12 protein-coding genes, 1 other RNA gene and 1 pseudogene are annotated in these 16583 nt (G+C 62.6%); 9 read left to right on the top strand and 5 right to left on the bottom strand.

Annotated elements, in window-relative coordinates; translation table 11 throughout:
* Positions 1-156 precede the first annotated feature (156 nt).
* The 4 genes from glmU to ACFMO7_RS08855 all read left to right on the top strand — a co-directional run bounded on the left by glmU (position 157) and on the right by ACFMO7_RS08855 (position 5102).
* The gene (gene glmU / locus ACFMO7_RS08870) at positions 157-1623 is read left to right on the top strand and encodes a bifunctional UDP-N-acetylglucosamine diphosphorylase/glucosamine-1-phosphate N-acetyltransferase GlmU (protein ID WP_376795129.1); all 1467 of its coding nucleotides are present in this window, start codon (positions 157-159) and stop codon (positions 1621-1623) included.
* Between the two features lie 8 nt (positions 1624-1631).
* Complete coding sequence (locus ACFMO7_RS08865) at positions 1632-3125, top strand: hemolysin family protein (RefSeq protein ID WP_376795128.1); 1494 nt, start codon at positions 1632-1634, stop codon at positions 3123-3125.
* Positions 3126-3443: 318 nt separating this feature from the next.
* Positions 3444-4385: a hydroxymethylglutaryl-CoA lyase gene (locus ACFMO7_RS08860; protein WP_376795127.1), complete on the top strand. Its 942-nt coding sequence runs from the start codon at positions 3444-3446 to the stop codon at positions 4383-4385.
* Positions 4386-4481: 96 nt separating this feature from the next.
* On the top strand, positions 4482-5102 hold the full coding sequence (locus ACFMO7_RS08855) for a hypothetical protein (RefSeq protein ID WP_376795126.1): 621 nt from the start codon (positions 4482-4484) through the stop codon (positions 5100-5102).
* A gap of 579 nt (positions 5103-5681) precedes the next feature.
* Here the strand turns inward: ACFMO7_RS08855 and ACFMO7_RS08850 are convergent.
* The 3 genes from ACFMO7_RS08850 to ACFMO7_RS08840 all read right to left on the bottom strand — a co-directional run bounded on the left by ACFMO7_RS08850 (position 5682) and on the right by ACFMO7_RS08840 (position 9011).
* Positions 5682-7088 (bottom strand): S41 family peptidase, encoded by a 1407-nt coding sequence (locus tag ACFMO7_RS08850; protein WP_376795125.1) that lies wholly within the window; start codon positions 7086-7088, stop codon positions 5682-5684.
* 549 nt (positions 7089-7637) lie between these two features.
* Entirely contained in the window at positions 7638-8324 is a 687-nt protein-coding gene (gene infC / locus ACFMO7_RS08845; RefSeq protein ID WP_376795143.1) for a translation initiation factor IF-3, read from the bottom strand.
* 561 nt (positions 8325-8885) lie between these two features.
* Positions 8886-9011 (bottom strand): hypothetical protein, encoded by a 126-nt coding sequence (locus ACFMO7_RS08840; RefSeq protein WP_376795124.1) that lies wholly within the window; start codon positions 9009-9011, stop codon positions 8886-8888.
* Between ACFMO7_RS08840 and ACFMO7_RS08835 the strand changes: the two genes are divergently transcribed.
* On the top strand, positions 9010-9330 hold the full coding sequence (locus ACFMO7_RS08835; RefSeq protein WP_376795123.1) for a hypothetical protein: 321 nt from the start codon (positions 9010-9012) through the stop codon (positions 9328-9330). The two genes, ACFMO7_RS08840 and ACFMO7_RS08835, sit on opposite strands and share 2 nt — an antisense overlap.
* A gap of 168 nt (positions 9331-9498) precedes the next feature.
* Here ACFMO7_RS08835 and ACFMO7_RS08830 read toward each other — a convergent pair whose 3' ends face one another.
* Positions 9499-11508 (bottom strand): bifunctional homocysteine S-methyltransferase/methylenetetrahydrofolate reductase, encoded by a 2010-nt coding sequence (locus ACFMO7_RS08830; RefSeq protein WP_376795122.1) that lies wholly within the window; start codon positions 11506-11508, stop codon positions 9499-9501.
* Positions 11509-11783: 275 nt separating this feature from the next.
* Between ACFMO7_RS08830 and ACFMO7_RS08825 the strand changes: the two genes are divergently transcribed.
* Positions 11784-12833 (top strand): phosphoribulokinase, encoded by a 1050-nt coding sequence (locus ACFMO7_RS08825; protein ID WP_376795121.1) that lies wholly within the window; start codon positions 11784-11786, stop codon positions 12831-12833.
* Positions 12834-13048: 215 nt separating this feature from the next.
* On the opposite strand, the gene ACFMO7_RS08820 is transcribed toward ACFMO7_RS08825, so the two are convergent.
* Positions 13049-13480: an Hsp20/alpha crystallin family protein gene (locus tag ACFMO7_RS08820; protein WP_376795120.1), complete on the bottom strand. Its 432-nt coding sequence runs from the start codon at positions 13478-13480 to the stop codon at positions 13049-13051.
* A gap of 438 nt (positions 13481-13918) precedes the next feature.
* On the opposite strand from ACFMO7_RS08820, the pseudogene tyrS reads away from it, so the two are divergent.
* The 3 genes and pseudogenes from tyrS to ffs all read left to right on the top strand — a co-directional run bounded on the left by tyrS (position 13919) and on the right by ffs (position 16573).
* A pseudogene (gene tyrS, locus ACFMO7_RS08815) lies at positions 13919-15151 on the top strand (tyrosine--tRNA ligase).
* Between the two features lie 121 nt (positions 15152-15272).
* Positions 15273-16145: an S-methyl-5'-thioadenosine phosphorylase gene (mtnP, locus tag ACFMO7_RS08810; protein ID WP_376795119.1), complete on the top strand. Its 873-nt coding sequence runs from the start codon at positions 15273-15275 to the stop codon at positions 16143-16145.
* A 328-nt stretch (positions 16146-16473) separates the two neighbouring features.
* Positions 16474-16573: signal recognition particle sRNA small type (gene ffs / locus ACFMO7_RS08805), an RNA gene on the top strand.
* Positions 16574-16583: the final 10 nt, after the last annotated feature.

Below are 16583 nucleotides of genomic sequence, written 5' to 3'. Positions count from 1 at the left end.
ACTGTGCTTGCCCAGGCAGCAAGCGAGGAAAAGGGGGAGTTTATTTCTTTCCCATGCACTGAGCGGGAGGGCCGCGGACCCTTTGCAGCTCAGCCCGGCGGTTCGTGACGCAGGGGCACGCGCTGCCGAGGAGATAGCTCTACAACAAGAGGTTCTGTGAATTCGACAATGAAGACCTATGCGACCGTGGTCCTTGCGGCGGGCAAGGGCACGCGGATGCGTTCCGCTATTCCCAAGGTGCTTCATCCGCTGGCCGGGCTGCCGATGTTAGGCCACGTGCTCAACGCCGTGGAAGCCATCCCTCTCACCTCTGCCTTTGCTCCGCTGGCAGCCACCACCACCGCCCACCGCCCGATCGTCGTCGTCGGCTGCGAGGCCGCCCAGATCCAGACCGCCTTTGGCGAGCGCTGCTACTATGCCATGCAGACCGAGCAACTGGGGACCGGCCACGCCGTCCTGGCCGCCCGAGAGGCGGTCGATGCTCTGGATCCTCCTCCCGAGACGGTGCTTGTCTGCTACGGCGATACCCCCCTCATCAGCGCCGAGATGCTGGCTCGCGTCCTGGTCCGGCACCTGGAGAGCCAGGCCGCCGTCACCTTCCTGACGGCCATCACGGAGCTGCCTTCGGATTTCGGGCGCGTGGTTCGCGATGCCTCGGGCGCCGTCGTAGAGATCGTTGAGGTCAAACGCGCCACCGAAGAGCAGAAGCGCATCAAAGAGGTCAACTCAGGAGTCTACTGCTTCGAGCGCCGCTGGCTCTGGGAAACTTTGCCTCGACTCGCGCGTAATCCTTTTAGTGGCGAGTACTACCTCACCGATCTGGTGGCGATGGCCCGCTCGCAGGGACGCCCCATTGCCACGGTGACCGGCGCCCTGGAGGAAACGGTGGGCGTCAACGACCGCGTGCAGCTCGCAGCGGCGGAGCAGATCTTGCGGCGCCGCATCCTGGAGCGCCACATGTATGCGGGCGTGACGATCGTTGATCCCGCGGCTACCTATATCGATGCCGAGGTCTCCATCGGACCCGATACGGTGATCTTGCCCGGCACCATGATCACTGGCCGGACACAAATCGGCTCCGGCTGCCGTATCGGCCCCGGCACGACCATCGAGTCGTCGCTGATCGGGAACCGCTGTATTATTCGCAATTCGGCTCTCGAAGAGGCTATTCTCGAAGACGACGTACGAATCGGTCCCTTCAGCCATTGCCGCCCCGGCGCCCATCTGGCTCGTGGCGTGCGTATGGGGAACTTTGGTGAGGTGAAGAACTCGTATATCGGTGCGGAAACCGACATGCATCACTTCAGCTACATCGGTGATGCCACTGTCGGGGCACATGTCAACATCGGTGCGGGCACAGTGACGTCCAATTATAGCGGGATCACGCGCCAGAAGTACCGCACAGTCATCGAGGATGGCGCCTTCATCGGCTGCGATACGATCATTGTGCCGCCCGTGACTATCGGGGAGGGCGCCATGACCGGCGCCAACGCCGTGGTCAACCGCGACGTGCCTCCCCATGCGCTGGTGGTTGGTGTGCCCGCCCGTCTGCTGCGCATGCTCGATCCCGCGGGAGCAGCAGAACAGGCCTCCTCAGACGCGGAAGGAGGCAAAAAGGAGTAACTACGACTATGGACGCCGATGGCATACCCCTTGTCAGGATTGCCGCCGCTCTTAGCCTCTCTCTCCCCCAGCTCGACGGCGTGGCCTGGCTCCAGCTGGTCATTCTGGCCATTGCTCTGATTCTGTGCGCCACCGCCTCCGCCGCCGAAACCGCGCTGACCTCCGTCAGCCGCATCAAGCTGAAAAACCTCGTCGAGGAGGGCGATCCCCAGGCCGCCGAGTTGGAGCGCCTGCTGGCCCACCCGAATACGTTCCTCTCGACGATCCTGGTGGTCAACAGTATCGCTGTGATCGTGGCCTCGAGTATGGCTACGGTCCTGGCCCTCCGCTTCTCGGCTACCTGGGGCGAGCTGATCGCAACTGTGCTCATCTCGCTGATCGTCCTGATCTTCTGTGAGATTACGCCGAAAACCGCCGCCGTTCAAAACCCCCTGCGCTGGGCACGCGCCCTCAGCGGCTTCGTGCGCTTTGCCGCCTGGCTGCTAAGGCCGCTCGTCTGGCTGCTCGGCGTGATCACATCTTCTCTGGCAAGCCTGCTCGGCGGCGAGCTGAAGCACGCCGGCCCCTTCGTGACGGAGGAAGAGCTGCGCCTGTTGGTCTCAGTCGGCGAGCAGGAGGGCGTGCTCGAAGAAGAGGAGAAGGAGATGATCCACAGCATCTTCGAGTTCGCCGATACTCCGGTGCGCGAGGTGATGGTGCCTCGCATTGATATGATCACCCTCGAGGCCGAGACAACCGTCGATCAGGCCGTCGATGTGGCCCTGCAGGGCGGCCTCTCCCGTATCCCCGTCTATGAGGGATCGCTCGACAATATCCTGGGCATCCTCTATACAAAGGACCTCCTCAAGGAGCTGCGCCAGGGCCACCATAGCCGCCTGGTCCGCGAGCTGGTGCGCCCGGCCTACTTCGTGCCGGAAACAAAGAAGCTCGATGACCTGCTGCGCGAGATCCGCCAGCGCCGCACCCATATGGCTATCGTGGTCGATGAGTACGGCTCGGTCGCTGGCCTGGTGACGATCGAGGACCTGATGGAGGAGATCGTCGGCGATATCAAGGATGAGTACGATCGCGAAGAGAACCTCTACGAACGCATTAGCGATTCAGAGTATATCGTCGATGCAAAGATGAATATCGACGATTTCAACGAGCTGATGGGCACGAAGCTTGACAACGAGGACTATGAGACGCTCGGCGGCTTCCTCTACGCTCAGCTCGACAAGATTCCGGTGGCCGGCGATACAATTACCTATGGGGACTTGAACCTGACTGTGCTGGCGACCCGCGGGCGGCGCATTACTAAGGTGCGAGTGCTGCGCCTGAATAGTCCAAACGCGGCGGAGCCTCTAGCGGCCCCCGCGGAACAATCCCAGTTGCCAGGCTCACCAGCCTCAGCAGTGCAGGCTCCTGTGGCGGGCAGCGCCGAGAAGAAGCGCGCCAGCGCGCCAGCCAAACAGTCAATGGCTCAATCTCCTGTCATGAGGGAGGCGACCAACCTCTCCTGAGCGCGGGGGGAGCGCTAGCCCGGCGACCCCGGGCCGGCCCTCTGGCCACCGCCCGGCCCGGGCAGATTCCGGTACGAGAGGCGAGAGGCGGAGCCTCTCCTGGCCGGGAGAGGCTTTGGTCTGGCAAAGGCCAGGACCTGGCGCGCCAGGGTCGCCTCGTCTCTTTGCTCGTTTGTTCGTTAAAGCCATAATCTACCTTCGTTGGCGAAAGGAGCAAGCGGCCGTTACCCTGACCTGCCCGCGAGCCGACAGAGCGTGCTTGCCCTGGCACGCCAGGCCGTCTCTGGCTGGCAGATCGGGGAGAAGCCGCGCAGAGCGATGAAGCTTGATCTCTCTACCCTGCCGCGTCAGGTGCGTGTGGTCGAAGTCGGACCGCGCGACGGCCTGCAGAACGAAAAAGTGCGCGTTCCTACCGAGCAGAAGATCCAGTTTATTCGCCTGCTTGCCGAGGCAGGCTACTCGGAGATCGAGGTGACCTCGTTTGTCAGTCCACGGGCGGTCCCGCAGCTGAGCGACGCCAGCGAGGTCATGGCCGGCCTGGGCGACCTGTCAGCGAGGCTGCGCTTGACGGCCCTGGTGCCCAATCTCAAGGGTATGGAGCGGGCCTTGACGGCGGGGCTGCGCTCGGTGGCGGTCTTTACTGCGGCCAGCGATAGTTTCACGCGGCACAATATCAACGCCACCGTGGCCGAAAGTCTGGCCCAGTTCCGCCCTGTTCTGGCCCTGGCCCAGCGCGAAGGGGTGCGCGTACGAGGATATATCTCGACGGTCTTCGGCTGCCCCTACGAGGGGCGAGTTGATCCGCGGCGCGTGCTGGCGGTAGCATTGGAGCTGCTGGAGATGGGCGTCGCCGAGCTGTCGCTGGGCGATACGATTGGCGTGGCTACCCCCAACCAGGTGGTCGAGGTTCTGGAGCTGCTGACGACGGAAGGGGGCATCCCTCTCGAGCGCCTGGCCGTGCACTTCCATGATACGCGCGGCACAGCCCTGGCCAATGTCCTGGCCGCTCTCCAGATGGGAGTGAGCTGCGTGGATTCCTCCGCTGGCGGCCTTGGTGGCTGTCCCTATGCGCCCGGCGCCAGCGGCAATCTGGCCAGCGAGGACCTGCTCTACCTCCTCCACGGCATGGGCATCCAGACGGGGATCTCCCTCGAACAGGTGGTCAAGGCCACACGCTTCATCGCCGCCGTTCTCGATCATCCACCGACGAGCAAATATTACCTTGCTGCTATTGCTCAGACTCCCTGCAGCACGAGCTAGTTGACTGCCCCTTCCTCCTTTTCTAAAATAGACACCTGTATCGATGGCTGCTCCCATCGACCGGTTGTTGTCTTGTTTTGAGGAAGGAGCACGTTAATGGTTCGATTGTTCCTGTGGCTCTACCGCTTTGTCTCCAAGAGGGAGAAGCCGCTGTTGCAGCTTCTCGTGGGGATCCTGTTGATCCCCGCCGGGGCCCTGGTAGCTTACGCTGCCTGTAGCGGCGAATATATCTATCCCTATTGGGTGATCTCGGGGGGAGGGCTGGCCTTCTTCGGCATCGCGCTGGTGCTCAAAGGGCTGATCATTTTGCTGGGCCGGAGGCGCAGCAGCCCGGCGGCCGCCGCTCCATCGGGCGTATCGCTGCCAGTCGCTGGGGCTGGGCTAGAGGCGAGTCCGAGCCTGGCTGGTCAGGCTTTCTTCGCCCCGCCCTATTCCTCCGCTCAGCCCGCAGGCGGGCAGCAGATGCCGGCTGGGCCACTCTTCACTGGCGGGTCCCTCTCTTCTGCAGGGCCGACTGCCGGAGTTCCTTACGGGGGCGCTGCCGCACTGCCAAACGGGCAGCAATCAGTCGCTCCGCCGCCGCAGTTGTCCTGGTGGGGAGGCATGCCCTGGTCGGCGGGGCAGATGGGCTATCCGGGCTACCAATACCCAGGCCCCCAGCCACAGGCGGGGCGCGAGGCCCAGCCTCAGCGACCGCCAGAGGTTTCCTCGCGCTAGGACCAGGCGCGCGGTATGGAGGTCGGGGTGGTCCTCTTAGCTCTGTCTATCTCCTCGCCTGCAGTTTGTGGCCGATCCGTCGTTCCGCGTTTTAGCTCTCTGCCTCAAGGTCAAAGTTCGCCCTTTAGTGATTTAGCGCTCTCTTAGCAGGATGCAAAGAGTGAGCGGCGAGCAAGGGACGTCTGGTCGCCTGCTGGTCTGCCGAAAGCAGCAGCGGCTCCCTGTCCGGCGCTGGTTCCGGTGCAAGAAGTACCTGCCATCGCCAAGGCGACCTATCAGGATAGCAGCCACCCGAGAGGGGCCTCAGTCAGGACAACGCCGTCTTCGCCTGGTTTTCCCGCTCTACCCTTGCCCGCTCGCTGGCTATCTTCTGACTTTGAACAGCCTCGGCCCTCTGACTCTCGCCTGCCAGTCAGAACGTGCGGGAAGGGCAGTGGTCGGCCGAGATCTCCCTTCAATCCCTTCGTCAGATCCTGAACCCCATCGGCGCAGTGGTAGCGTCTTTCCCTCCGACTCCCTGGGCGGCTTCCTTTCACTCGAAGTGACCGGCCTCGTGGATGCCTCCGCCAGCCTTCCCCGTCAGGGCTGACCCTGCAGATATTGGAGGGCCCGAATCAGCTGACTATCGCCGCTCTTGAGGATCTGCTCATAGGTCAGATGGTCGCGGTTCTCCGCGGCCGGTGTCAGAGGGCTTTGTCCGGCCTTGAGCGAGACCACGATATTGGGCTGGATGCCATTCTGACGAATGAAGTGACCATCGGGCGTCAGCCACTCCGCTGTCCCGAGCAGTAGCTCGGAGCCATCAGAGAGCGGGAACTGCTCCAGTACCGTGCCTGTACCATAGGTGCGCGTGCCAATAATGGTCGCCCGGTGGTTGTCTTGAAAGGCTCCCGAGACGATCTCAGCCGCGCTGGCCGTCCCGTTGTCGACAAGCACCACCAGAGGGATCCTGGCATCGACCACATGCCCCGTCACCTGGTAGGGCGTACGCCTCCCCGAGCTATCTTGCTCCACAAAGACGGTGCCGCTGGCCTGAAACTCGCTGACGGTATTGATGGCCTCCTCGACCAGACCACCCGGATTGCCGCGGAGATCAAGCACAATGGCCCTGGCCCCCAGCTTCTTGGCCTGCTGGATGCTGCTGCGTAGCTGGTCGCTGACCCCATCGGCGAACTGAACGATCTGAATATGGGCGACATGAACCTCGGGAATGTAATGCAGAATGACATTGGGCACAGTGATCCTGGCCCGCTTGAGGTGGAAAGTCAGGGTCTGATTCGTGCTGGGGCGGCGCACGGTTAGCGAGACAGAGGTGCCCTCTTGTCCACGCAAGAGCGAGCTGATCGTTTCAAGGTCCTTGCCCTGCACGCTCTGACCATTGACCGAGAGGAGGATGTCGCCGGCTTTCAGACCGGCCTTCTCCGCTGGCGCCCCAGGGACCGTATCGCTGATGACCACCTGCTTGGTGGTCGGATCCTGCTGAATGTAGACGCCGATGCCAACCAGGGTCGGGCTGAGCGACTGATTAAAGGCTTGAACCTGGTCGGGCGAGAGGAAGCGCGTGTGTCCTTTATCGCCAAGGGTGTCGAGCATGGCCTGAATAGCGCTGTAGGCCATCTTCTGATAGTTGATCGCCTTGCGATCGACGTACTTCTGATCGACAATTGTCCAGGCCTGTTGGATCAGCTGGGCATATTTTTGCGATTGACTACTGGCGGGGAAGGAGCCGGAAGAGAAAAACTGGTGGCTAAACCAGCCGGCGATGAAAGCCAGAATGAGCAGCGCAGTCACGGTGACGGCGCGGCGGACGGCAATACGGCAACCAGGAGGAGCGGGTTGATCGGAAGGGGTGACGGGCGCACCGAGCGGGGGGGAAGCCTCCGGTTGCAGGCCGGAGAGGGGATCGGCCGCGTCTCCGGCTGCGAACGGCCTCCAACTGCGCCGCTCATCGTCTTCATACCAGCGCGGGTCATAATAGTTGCTCACCAGATTCCTCCCAAGAAAGCGTCTCTAGCTAGCTAGTTAGCAACCAAACACAGGTCAGAGACAGCAGGCAGGACAATCACAGACACAGGTCAGGTCGGACCCAATCACAGACACAGGTCAGGTCGGACCGCAGAGCAACTGGCGCATCCCAGCGGCCAGCGGGCGCGGCTTGTGAGCCAGCGGGATCGGTCCGGGTCCAGCCCGAGGCGAGGGAACCAGGCTGGGACTGGGCCTGGGGCTATTGGCACTGCAGCCAGCCGAGCCGTCGTGAGGCCCTTGAGGCCCACTACCTGTGGCAGACACGCCCGCTGGCGGATCAGAAGCAGGACAGGTTGCTCGCAGGCGGGGCAACACCGGCGGAATGAACTATCAAGACGGTCCTTCCCGTATGGTAGTCGCCTCGGCAGGAAAAGTCAACCGCTCATGCGACTGAAGAAGAAAAAGGACGTAGTTACTGAGAACTACGTCCTTTTACCTGCAGTGTCAGCAACCTAACGTTCTACAGGAGAAGAGCATCCGCTCCTGATAGCACAGGAGGGAGACGAAAAGCTATGGTTGAGACTGAGATTCCCCCACCTCTTGGCTCCCAGCAGCAGGAGCGGATGGGGAGGTTGGTGCCTGACTGCCAGCCACGGCTCCCGCCGTGGCCACCTGGCGTTTACCGGCGGGGGTAGGTGCCTGCTTCTTGGGCGGTTCCCACCCCGGCGCGCGCGAGACAATCATCGACATTACCCGGCCCTCCATGATGGGCGGGCGTTCGATGACCGCCGTTCCCTTTAGGGTCTCGGCAATGCTATCCAGCAGCCTACGGCCAATCTCTGGGTGGCGCAAGTCCGGTCCGCGGAACTGGACGCTGACCCGCACCTTATCGCCATCAGCTAAGAACTCCTGAATCTTGCGTGTTTTCACGCCGACATCGTGCTCATCGGTGCGAGGGCGCAGGCGAATCTCTTTCAGCGTAATCGTCCTCTGGTGCTTGCGCGCCTCACTCTCCTTCTTGGCCTGCTCGTACTTGTACCGTCCATAGTCCATCAACTTGCAGACCGGTGGTACAGCGTTGGGCTGCACTTCGACTAAATCCAGATCCCTCTCACGGGCGATATCAAGAGCGCGGGGCGTCGGCATCACGCCGATCATTTCGCCATTCTCATCGATGAGGCGTACTTCTCGTGCCCGAATGCGCTCATTGACCCGTGTTTCGCGCGTCCGGTCATTCCCCCGAGGATCTCTGTTAATAGGCCAAACCTCCCTTTTCCTTTCCTGACTTGTGATGACCTGCTTACCTGTCTATTCCAGGACCGGTGTCTATCCCCTGGATAGACGGATTAAGTGTAGCATAAGGGGTGGAAGAAGTCAATTGATCTTGTGTCCCACCCGGCCTGGCTCGGCCTCCCGATCTCTCTCCCCGCTCCTCTCTCGTCGGCCAGCGGATGGCCCGCGCCGGCTCCGGGCGGCTCGCTCCCTTTGAGCGATCTCGGGCCGCATCCTTTCGGCTGGGAAGCGGCGACAGAGCAAGCCCCTGGTATGTTATACTTATTGAGGTAATGTGTCTGTTCGCTTCTACCCTCTTTGTGTTCATCAGGCGCAGCAGATCTCAGAAGATCTCTGGCCGCATCCTTCTGTGCGCATTGTCTGTGCTTCAGAGGCTGCTTCCACGCCGCCCTCTGACGCTGGCGGCGGTGGAAACTGCAAAGGAGGACCACTATGAGCGGTTGCCTGGCTGCCGTCTCCGCCTTCTATGCCCCCCACGCTGGCGCCTTCACCGAGGGCAGCGGCGTGTAGGGGCTGCCGGGTAGCTCACCAGACCTGCCTGGCGCTCTCACGGATCGCCCGCAGCCCACGCCCTTCATCCTTGCCTAGGCCCGATGTCAACGTTCCCACGTACTTGTGGATCGCCCGACCCGGCAGAAGAGGCACGTCCATGCGAACGCTCTATACCGGTCACATCACCATCGGACGGCGCACCGTCCATTCCTTTACCTACGCGGAGACGCTCCACGAGGCCGAAGAGCAGTTGGCCGCTATCCTGCAGCGCTACATCAGAGAGCGCTACCGGCTGGCGGCCTCGCTCGTGCTCCCACGTATCAGCGTGGTTTCGCGCCCCCATGGCTGGAACCTGCCCGGCGGCCAATTCCTTCCAGGAACGAGCCGCCAGTTTTTCCAACGCAGGCAGACCTCGTCGTCTCCCGACCCCCTACCTACCGGGGTGATCTACGAAAGCGAGTCCGCCGGTACACCGTAAGTCCGTCAGGCTCACCAGATCCTTCTCGCGCGCCAGGTCCGGCCCCCTTATCTCTCCTTCCGTCTCGTTTCTGCGCGCCGGCGCCTGGCGCGCGCTGGCGCCAGGCTCTGTTCTTCGCTCTCACCCCCCTGCGCCTGTCTGCCTTCCGCAGGCCCGGCCAGGGCGCTATCAGGCATTGGCCGGCGCCTCGCGCAGCAAGCGGGTGAGGCGTCCGACGATGTCGTAGCGCCGGTAGGAGGGGAGCAAATAGACGCCCTGAACGAGGTCGCGCGCCTCCATCAGCAGTTCCTGAGCGAGCCGCAAGCCCTCCTCAGTGCCCTGGTCGCCCGCAGCGCGCATGCGCTCGCGCACCCGTTCGGGGATGGTGACACCGGCAACCTCGTTGTGGAGAAATTCGGCATGGCGCCAGCTATGCAGAGGAATGCAGCCCAAAATCACAGGCACCGGTGGCTGGCCAACGCGCTTGAGGAAGCGCTCCAGGGGAGCCAGCTCGTAGATCGGCTGGGTCATGATAAAGTGGGCCCCGGCCTCTAACTTGCGATAGTACTTCTCAATCTCGCGCTCGCTCTCCTCCTCGCTGACGTTGAGGTTGAGCGCGGCCCCGATATGGAAGGAGGCTTTGGCGCCGATGGAGCCACCGGCGGCATCGTGTCCCTCATTCATGCCGCGCAGGATACGGATCAGCCCGACCGAATCGACATCCCAGACCCCGGTCGTGTTGGGATAGTCACCCACGCGCAGGGGATCGCCGGTCAGCGCCAGAATATTGCGCAGTCCCAGGGCGTGGGCTCCCAGCAGCTCGGCCTGCAACGCCATCAGGTTGCGATCGCGCGTCGTAAAGTGGATGATGGTCTCCATCCCAAGGTGGTCCTGGATCAGGCGCGCCAGGGCGATGCAGCTCATGCGCACGCGCGCCAGCGGGCTATCGGCGATGTTGATACAGTCGACCCCGTCGCGCTGGAGCTGAGCGGCTCCGGCCAGAATCTTGGAGGGATTGAGGCCCATCGGGGGGTCCAGCTCGACACTGATCACGAATTCACCGGCCTCCAGCTTCTGCTGAAGGCGCGTTTTGCTTCCCTCCTGGGGCAGAATGACCTCTTCCTCCGGCAGCGTCCCGACCGGGGGACGGCGCTCTCCGCGCACCTGAACAGCAGGGGGGGAGGCCGGCAGACCTGCCTGGCCCTGGACTGCGGCGGAGGTACCGTTGTGGGGAGCGGCGGCCTCCGTCTGGTCCCCTCCCCCCGCTTCCAGGCGACCATAGTGAGCATCGAGGGCCTTGCGCATGGCCTCGATATGACGCGGGGTGGTACCGCAGCAGCCTCCAATGAGGCGGACCCCAGCCTGGGCGAAGCGCAGGGCATAGTCGGCAAAGTAGTCGGGGGTCGAAACATAGAAGAACCGGTTGCCGATGCGCGTCGGCAGGCCGGCATTGGGCTGGGCCGAGAAGAGCGGGGGACGCTTTCCCTGGTGGACGGCGCTCTGGATCTCCTCAGCCAGGGAGGCGATCATCCCCTGCAGGGCCTCCAACGTCGTGGCCGGTCCCACGCAGCAGTTGGCTCCCATGACGTCAACCCCCAGCTCATACAGCTCGCGCGCCACGCTGGCCGCTGACTGACCCGAAAGGGTACGCCCATCTTCGTAGAAGCTGACCTGAGCAACGATCGGCAGCCCTCCAACTTCCTGGGCCGCCAGAATGGCCTGGCGCAGCTCGGCCAGGCTGGTGAAGGTCTCCAAAATCAGCAGCTCGGCCCCCCCCTCCTGGAGCGCCTCGATCTGCTCGCGGAAGGCCGCCCGCACCTCGTTGAGCCGCCCGCTCTCCGGAGCCTGCAGCGGCTGGCCACTTGGCCCGACGGCACCGGCGATAAAGACCGGAAGGCCGACGATCTCGCGCGCCTCAATTGCCCGCCGCACCCCCTGAAAGTTGATCTCACGGACTCGATCCTCCAGATTGTAGGCAGCCAGGCGCAGGCGATTGGCGCCGAAGGTGTTGGTCTCAATGATCTGGGCCCCGGCGCTGATGTATTCCCGATGAATGCCCTGAATTAATTCCGGGCGCGTGACGTTGAGCAGATCAAAACACTGCTCGTAGGGAACGCCACGCGCGTAGAGCAGGGTTCCCATCGCTCCGTCACACAGCAACGGACCCTGCCGCAATCGCTCCAGCAATACATGTTCCATAATAACAGACCACTCCACCGGCGATACTGGCAATTAAGTTCGCTTCGTTGTCCTTCTATTGTACTCCCTCTCTGGCCTCTTCTTCCAGAGTGGGTACGCCCATAGCGGCGGGCTGGCCGCGAGATAGGCGAGATATGCTATACTTTTAACCAGCGAACCCTTGGGAAAGGTCCGCTTCCGGCGAGGTGGAATGGATGGTGTTCAGAGCACGCAGACGCCAGGCAGCAGCACCTCGAGTGGCCTCGCCTGCCGGCCTGCTAATCAGTGGCTAACTCATGGAGAGACAGAAGACAGCTCACAAGCCTCTCATCGTCGCGGTCTGTGGAGATAGCGGCTCAGGGAAGAGCACTCTGACCGATGGAATGGTGCAGCTCTTTGGCCAGGATTCCGTGACCCATATTTGCCTCGATGACTACCACACCCTGGATCGCGCGGCACGGATGCGCGCCGGCATTACGGCCCTCCATCCGTGCGCCAATAATTTTCCGCTGATGACCGAGCACCTGCAGCGCCTGGCACGCGGCGAGACCATCGTGAAGCCGGTCTACAATCACCGTACCGGCACCTTTGGCCCGCCCGAGGAGGTCAAGCCGGCAGAGATTATTTTTGTTCACGGCCTCCACGCCCTCTTTACGCCAGAGCTGCGCCGCCTGGCTCACGTGCGTATTTACCTGGATCCCGAGGCGGCCCTCCAGCAGCAGTGGAAGATTATGCGCGATAGCACGTCACGCGGCTACACCGTCGAGCAGGTGCGAGAGCAGATCGCCCTGCGCCGCCGCGATAGCCGCCTCTATATCCAGCCCCAGAAGCGCTTCGCCGATATCATTGTGCGCTTCTACCGCGGAAGCCTCTATTATCGTACACGCGACCTGGCCCATCTCGACGTGCGCCTGATCGAGGCCAAACACGCCCCCAAAATCGATCTTTCAGACGTCCTGGAAGTGTCTCACAATGGGCGCAAGCCGGCACTGCGCCTGGTGGAAGAGGTCTATGACGGGATACTGCGCGATGTGCTGGAGATCGATGGCGATATCAGCCACCAGAAGGCCTGTGAGCTGGAAAACTGTATCTGGGCCCACATGCAGGAGATCAACCACCTGCGTCCAGAGCGCCTGAGTCTGCTCGGGCGCTTCTACGTCGGCAACGTTCTGCGCCAGAGCGACCCACTGGCGCTGACGCAGCTCATTATTCTCTACCACATTATCAGCGCTCGCAACCGCCTGCGCCAGGCCGACGAGCACGAAGAAGGGCAAGAGGGAGAATCCCCCCGATCGGAGGAGGCAGCGGAGGGCTGCGGCGGACGCGAGCAGGAGCAACGATCGTAGTCCGACAAGAAGAGGTCGCCGCCAGGCCAGATGCCTGGCCGCCTCCCTCCGATGGGGGAAGGCGGTCAGGACGCCAGAGCGGCGCGGCGGCCCCGCACGCCCGTCAGCAGCGACCAGACCCGTCGCGCCTCTGCTCGCACCTGCCCGGCGGCCAGTCTGGACCAGAAAGCGAGCAATCAGTCTTGCCAGGCCGCCACCCGCTGCTCTGACTGGCACTAGCGGGCGTTGACCTTGACGGTGCGCGTGCGGGCCTGCTCGGCCTTGGGCAGGCGCAGGGTCAGGATGCCGTTCTGATAGTTGGCCTCGGCCCGGTCGGGATTGATCGGCGCGGGCAGAGTGAACGACTGCTGATACTGCCCATTGCCAAAGTTGCGCCAGTGGACGGTGGCGTTCTCAGGCGCCACTGGCTTCGTCTCCCACTTGACAGAGACCGTGTCTTGCTGGGCGGTAATCTCGACTTCCTCCGGCTTCACGCCCGGCATGGGGATCTGCAGAATGAAGTCATCTTTTGTCTCGTACAGGTTCGAGGCCACACCCCGGCTCAAGAGCGTGCGCGGCGAAATGAAGCTCTCCTCAAAGAGACGATCCATGGCCTCGCGCAGCGAAATCATCTCCTGGAACGGGTTGTAGCGTGTCAGGTCCGGCATAGGATAGACACCTCCTTACTTAAGTCAACTTAACTTGAACGCCGATAGGGTCAGTCCTGCTCGCTAACTTCGTTTGCTCCGAACAAGGACGCGCTGCCTTTTGCAGAAGCTCGGCCTCTCTCGCTCACATCATCTTCGTCCGCTTCCGTTGACAGGCCCGCCCCCAGCGACCAGCCGCTGCGAGCGCAGCCCGAGAGAGAAGGCCGGTCGTCGAGGGGCCTGGTCCAGGGTGGGCCTGCCTCTCGCCTTAGAGTATAGCGCGCTCTCTATTAGAGCAACGTTGGCGATCTATAAGAATTCTGTTAGAAAAGTTGACAATGGTTCTATCAAACTCAGCCTCTCGACGCCATCCCGCCTTTCTGCTACAATGCTGACAACACGCAAGCCAACCCATTTCACCAAATCAGTCAGAAGAGGAAGGGTGCAGAAGACGTGACGGTGAAGCAGTCACCAGAGCAAGCTGAGATCGAGCGCGTGCTCAAGCGCGGCGTGGTGCTGGTGGAGAAAGAGGAGGAGCTGCGGCGCCTGCTGCTGGAGGGCAACCACGGGGAGCCGCTGCGGGTCAAGCTTGGCGTCGATCCCAGCCACTACGAGTTGACCATTGGCCACGCGGTGGTCTTTCGCAAGCTGCGCCAGTTTCAGCGCCTGGGCCACAAGGCGGTGGTGGTGATCGGCGACTGGACGGCCCGCCTGGGCGACCCGAGCGGACGCGAGAACGCGCGCAAGCCGCTGAGCGCCGAGCAGGTTAAGGCCAACGCTGCTACCTATCTGGACCAGTTCTACCGCATTGTTGATCGCGAGCGGACCGAGGTGCGCTGGCAGAGCGAGTGGTTCGATCAGTTCACCCTGGCCGATGTCATGCGCCTGTTGAGCTACAAGACGGTGGCCCAGATGCTGGCTCGCGACGATTTCGCCAAGCGTTTCCGCAACGGCATCGAGATCGCTCTTTCAGAGCTGATGTATCCTCTCTTGCAGGGCTACGACTCGGTAGCCCTGCGCGCCGATGTGGAGATCGGGGGCACCGATCAGACTTTCAATCTCTTGGTGGGACGCGAGCTACAGCCGATCTTTGGCCAGCCGCCTCAGCAGATTCTGACGGTTCAGCTGATCGTGGGACTGGATGGCCAGCTAAAGATGGGCAAATCGCTGAATAACTATATCGCCCTGACGGCTCCCGCCAACGATATGTATGGCAAGCTGATGTCGCTGCCCGACCAGGCCATGATGAGCTAGTTCGAGACGCTGACCGACGGGCCCGAGGAGGAGCTGGTAGTGATGAGCCGCAAGATGGCCGAGGGCTCGCTCAATCCGATGCTGGTCAAGCGCCGCATGGCGCGCGAGATCGTGAGCGAGTTCCACGGCCCAGAGGCCGCTCAGGCAGCGGAGGAGGCTTTTGTCCGCCAGTTTTCCCAGCGGCAGCTACCGGCGGAGATGCCTGAGTACCGGCTGGCAGAGCCGGTGAACGTCGTGACGCTGATGGTGGAGGCCAAACTGGCCGCTAGCCGCAACGAGGCCCGCCGGCTGATTCAGCAGGGCGGCGTGAGCTTCTTCCCCGACGGCTCGAGCGGCCAGTCTCAGACGGTCCAGACGCCCGATTTCATGGTGCCCCCCAGCGAGGGCGCCGTGCTCAAGGTGGGCAAGCTGCGCTATCTGCGCATCAGATCGGCCTGACTGTGTGCTCCCACACACACCAGACTCTGACCCTCTGGACAGGGCCAGCCCACGAGCAGAAAGCGGCCCCTGACCAGGGGAATCGTGACGATTTCAGCCAGCAAGGAGGAGAGCGATTGCTATGCCACAGGCAACCATTGGGGTGATTGGTGGCAGCGGCCTCTACCGCATGGAGGGAATGACAGACCTGGAAGAGGTGACGGTGGAGACGCCCTTTGGCGCCCCCAGCGATGCGATTACGATCGGCAAGCTCGAAGGGGTGCCGGTGGCCTTCTTGCCACGCCACGGACGGGGCCACCGCCTCAGCCCGACCGAGATTCCTGTACGCGCCAATATCTGGGCCCTTAAGAGCCTGGGCGTGGAGTGGGTAATCTCGGTGAGCGCGGTCGGTAGCTTGCGCGAGGATATCGCGCCGCGCGATCTGGTGATCCCCAACCAGTTGTTTGACCGCACCAAGAGCCGTGTCAACTCCTTCTTCGAGGGCGGCCTGGTGGTCCATTGTACCTTCGCTGAGCCGTTCTGTCCCACGCTGAGCCGGCTGCTGTCGGAAACGGCCCGCGAACTGGGGGATGTGCGCGTCCACGAGGGCGGTACCTATGTCTGTATCGAAGGCCCGCTCTTTTCGACAAAGGCCGAGTCCCTGGCCTACCGTAGCTGGGGCATGGATATTATTGGAATGACGGCCCTGCCCGAGGCCAAGCTGGCCCGCGAGGCGGAGCTGTGCTATGCGACCCTGGCCTGCGTGACCGACTACGACTGCTGGCATGAGAGCGAGGAATCGGTCTCGGTCGAGCTGGTGGTCCAGAACCTGAATGCTAATGTGACGAATGCTCAACGAATCTTGCGCCGCCTGGTCAGTAAGATTCCCTCCGACCGCAGCACGGTGAGCTGCGATTGCCCTCACGCGCTGGCTTCGGCCATGATCACCGATCGCACCCTCATCCCCGAGACGGTGCGCGAGAAGTACCGCCTGTTGATCGAGAAGTATCTGTAGCAGACTGCCAGAGAGGCCCGGCCTGGAGCGTCCGCCTGCCCACCGCCACGCCAGGGCAGGCCGCGCTCCGTCCCATTCAGGACCCCTCTTCGCCCTCGCCCTGGCCCTCGCCAGAGCCGGTCAGACCGCCCAGGCAAGCGCCAGGCGTCGGGAGGCGGCTCGCCATAAATGGCCTGTCCACCCACCTGGGCCGCTATCCACCACCAATCTTGACAAGAGACCTGGGACAGGTGTACAATAGCCCTGGTCCGAGAAGGATACGGAACGAAAGGCAAGAGAGCGAGCGGAAGAAATAGGCCGGTTTTCTCCCCGCCCTGCCGCTCGGCGCAATTGGGTCCTGCGCGGCAGATGTCTGTGAACCCCGCCAGGTCCGTGAGGAAGCAACGGTAAATGGACCTCTCTGGGCGTCGCAGGGTTGCCTGATTGCGCTGAGCGGCA

Source organism: Thermogemmatispora sp. (genome assembly GCF_042408735.1).
Lineage (GTDB): Bacteria > Chloroflexota > Ktedonobacteria > Ktedonobacterales > Ktedonobacteraceae > Thermogemmatispora.
This window is presented reverse-complemented; position numbering and strand designations above follow the sequence as displayed.

What these genes read in the sequence shown, in the direction of transcription:
- ACFMO7_RS08865 (WP_376795128.1), top strand. Translation starts at nt 1,632, where the DNA reads ATGGACGCCGATGGCATACCCCTTGTCAGGATTGCCGCCGCTCTTAGC.
- ACFMO7_RS08860 (WP_376795127.1), top strand. Translation starts at nt 3,444, where the DNA reads ATGAAGCTTGATCTCTCTACCCTGCCGCGTCAGGTGCGTGTGGTCGAA.
- ACFMO7_RS08855 (WP_376795126.1), top strand. Translation starts at nt 4,482, where the DNA reads ATGGTTCGATTGTTCCTGTGGCTCTACCGCTTTGTCTCCAAGAGGGAG.
- ACFMO7_RS08835 (WP_376795123.1), top strand. Translation starts at nt 9,010, where the DNA reads ATGCGAACGCTCTATACCGGTCACATCACCATCGGACGGCGCACCGTC.
- ACFMO7_RS08840 (WP_376795124.1), bottom strand. Translation starts at nt 9,011, where the DNA reads ATGGACGTGCCTCTTCTGCCGGGTCGGGCGATCCACAAGTACGTGGGA.
- ACFMO7_RS08830 (WP_376795122.1), bottom strand. Translation starts at nt 11,508, where the DNA reads ATGGAACATGTATTGCTGGAGCGATTGCGGCAGGGTCCGTTGCTGTGT.
- ACFMO7_RS08825 (WP_376795121.1), top strand. Translation starts at nt 11,784, where the DNA reads ATGGAGAGACAGAAGACAGCTCACAAGCCTCTCATCGTCGCGGTCTGT.
- ACFMO7_RS08820 (WP_376795120.1), bottom strand. Translation starts at nt 13,480, where the DNA reads ATGCCGGACCTGACACGCTACAACCCGTTCCAGGAGATGATTTCGCTG.
- mtnP (WP_376795119.1), top strand. Translation starts at nt 15,273, where the DNA reads ATGCCACAGGCAACCATTGGGGTGATTGGTGGCAGCGGCCTCTACCGC.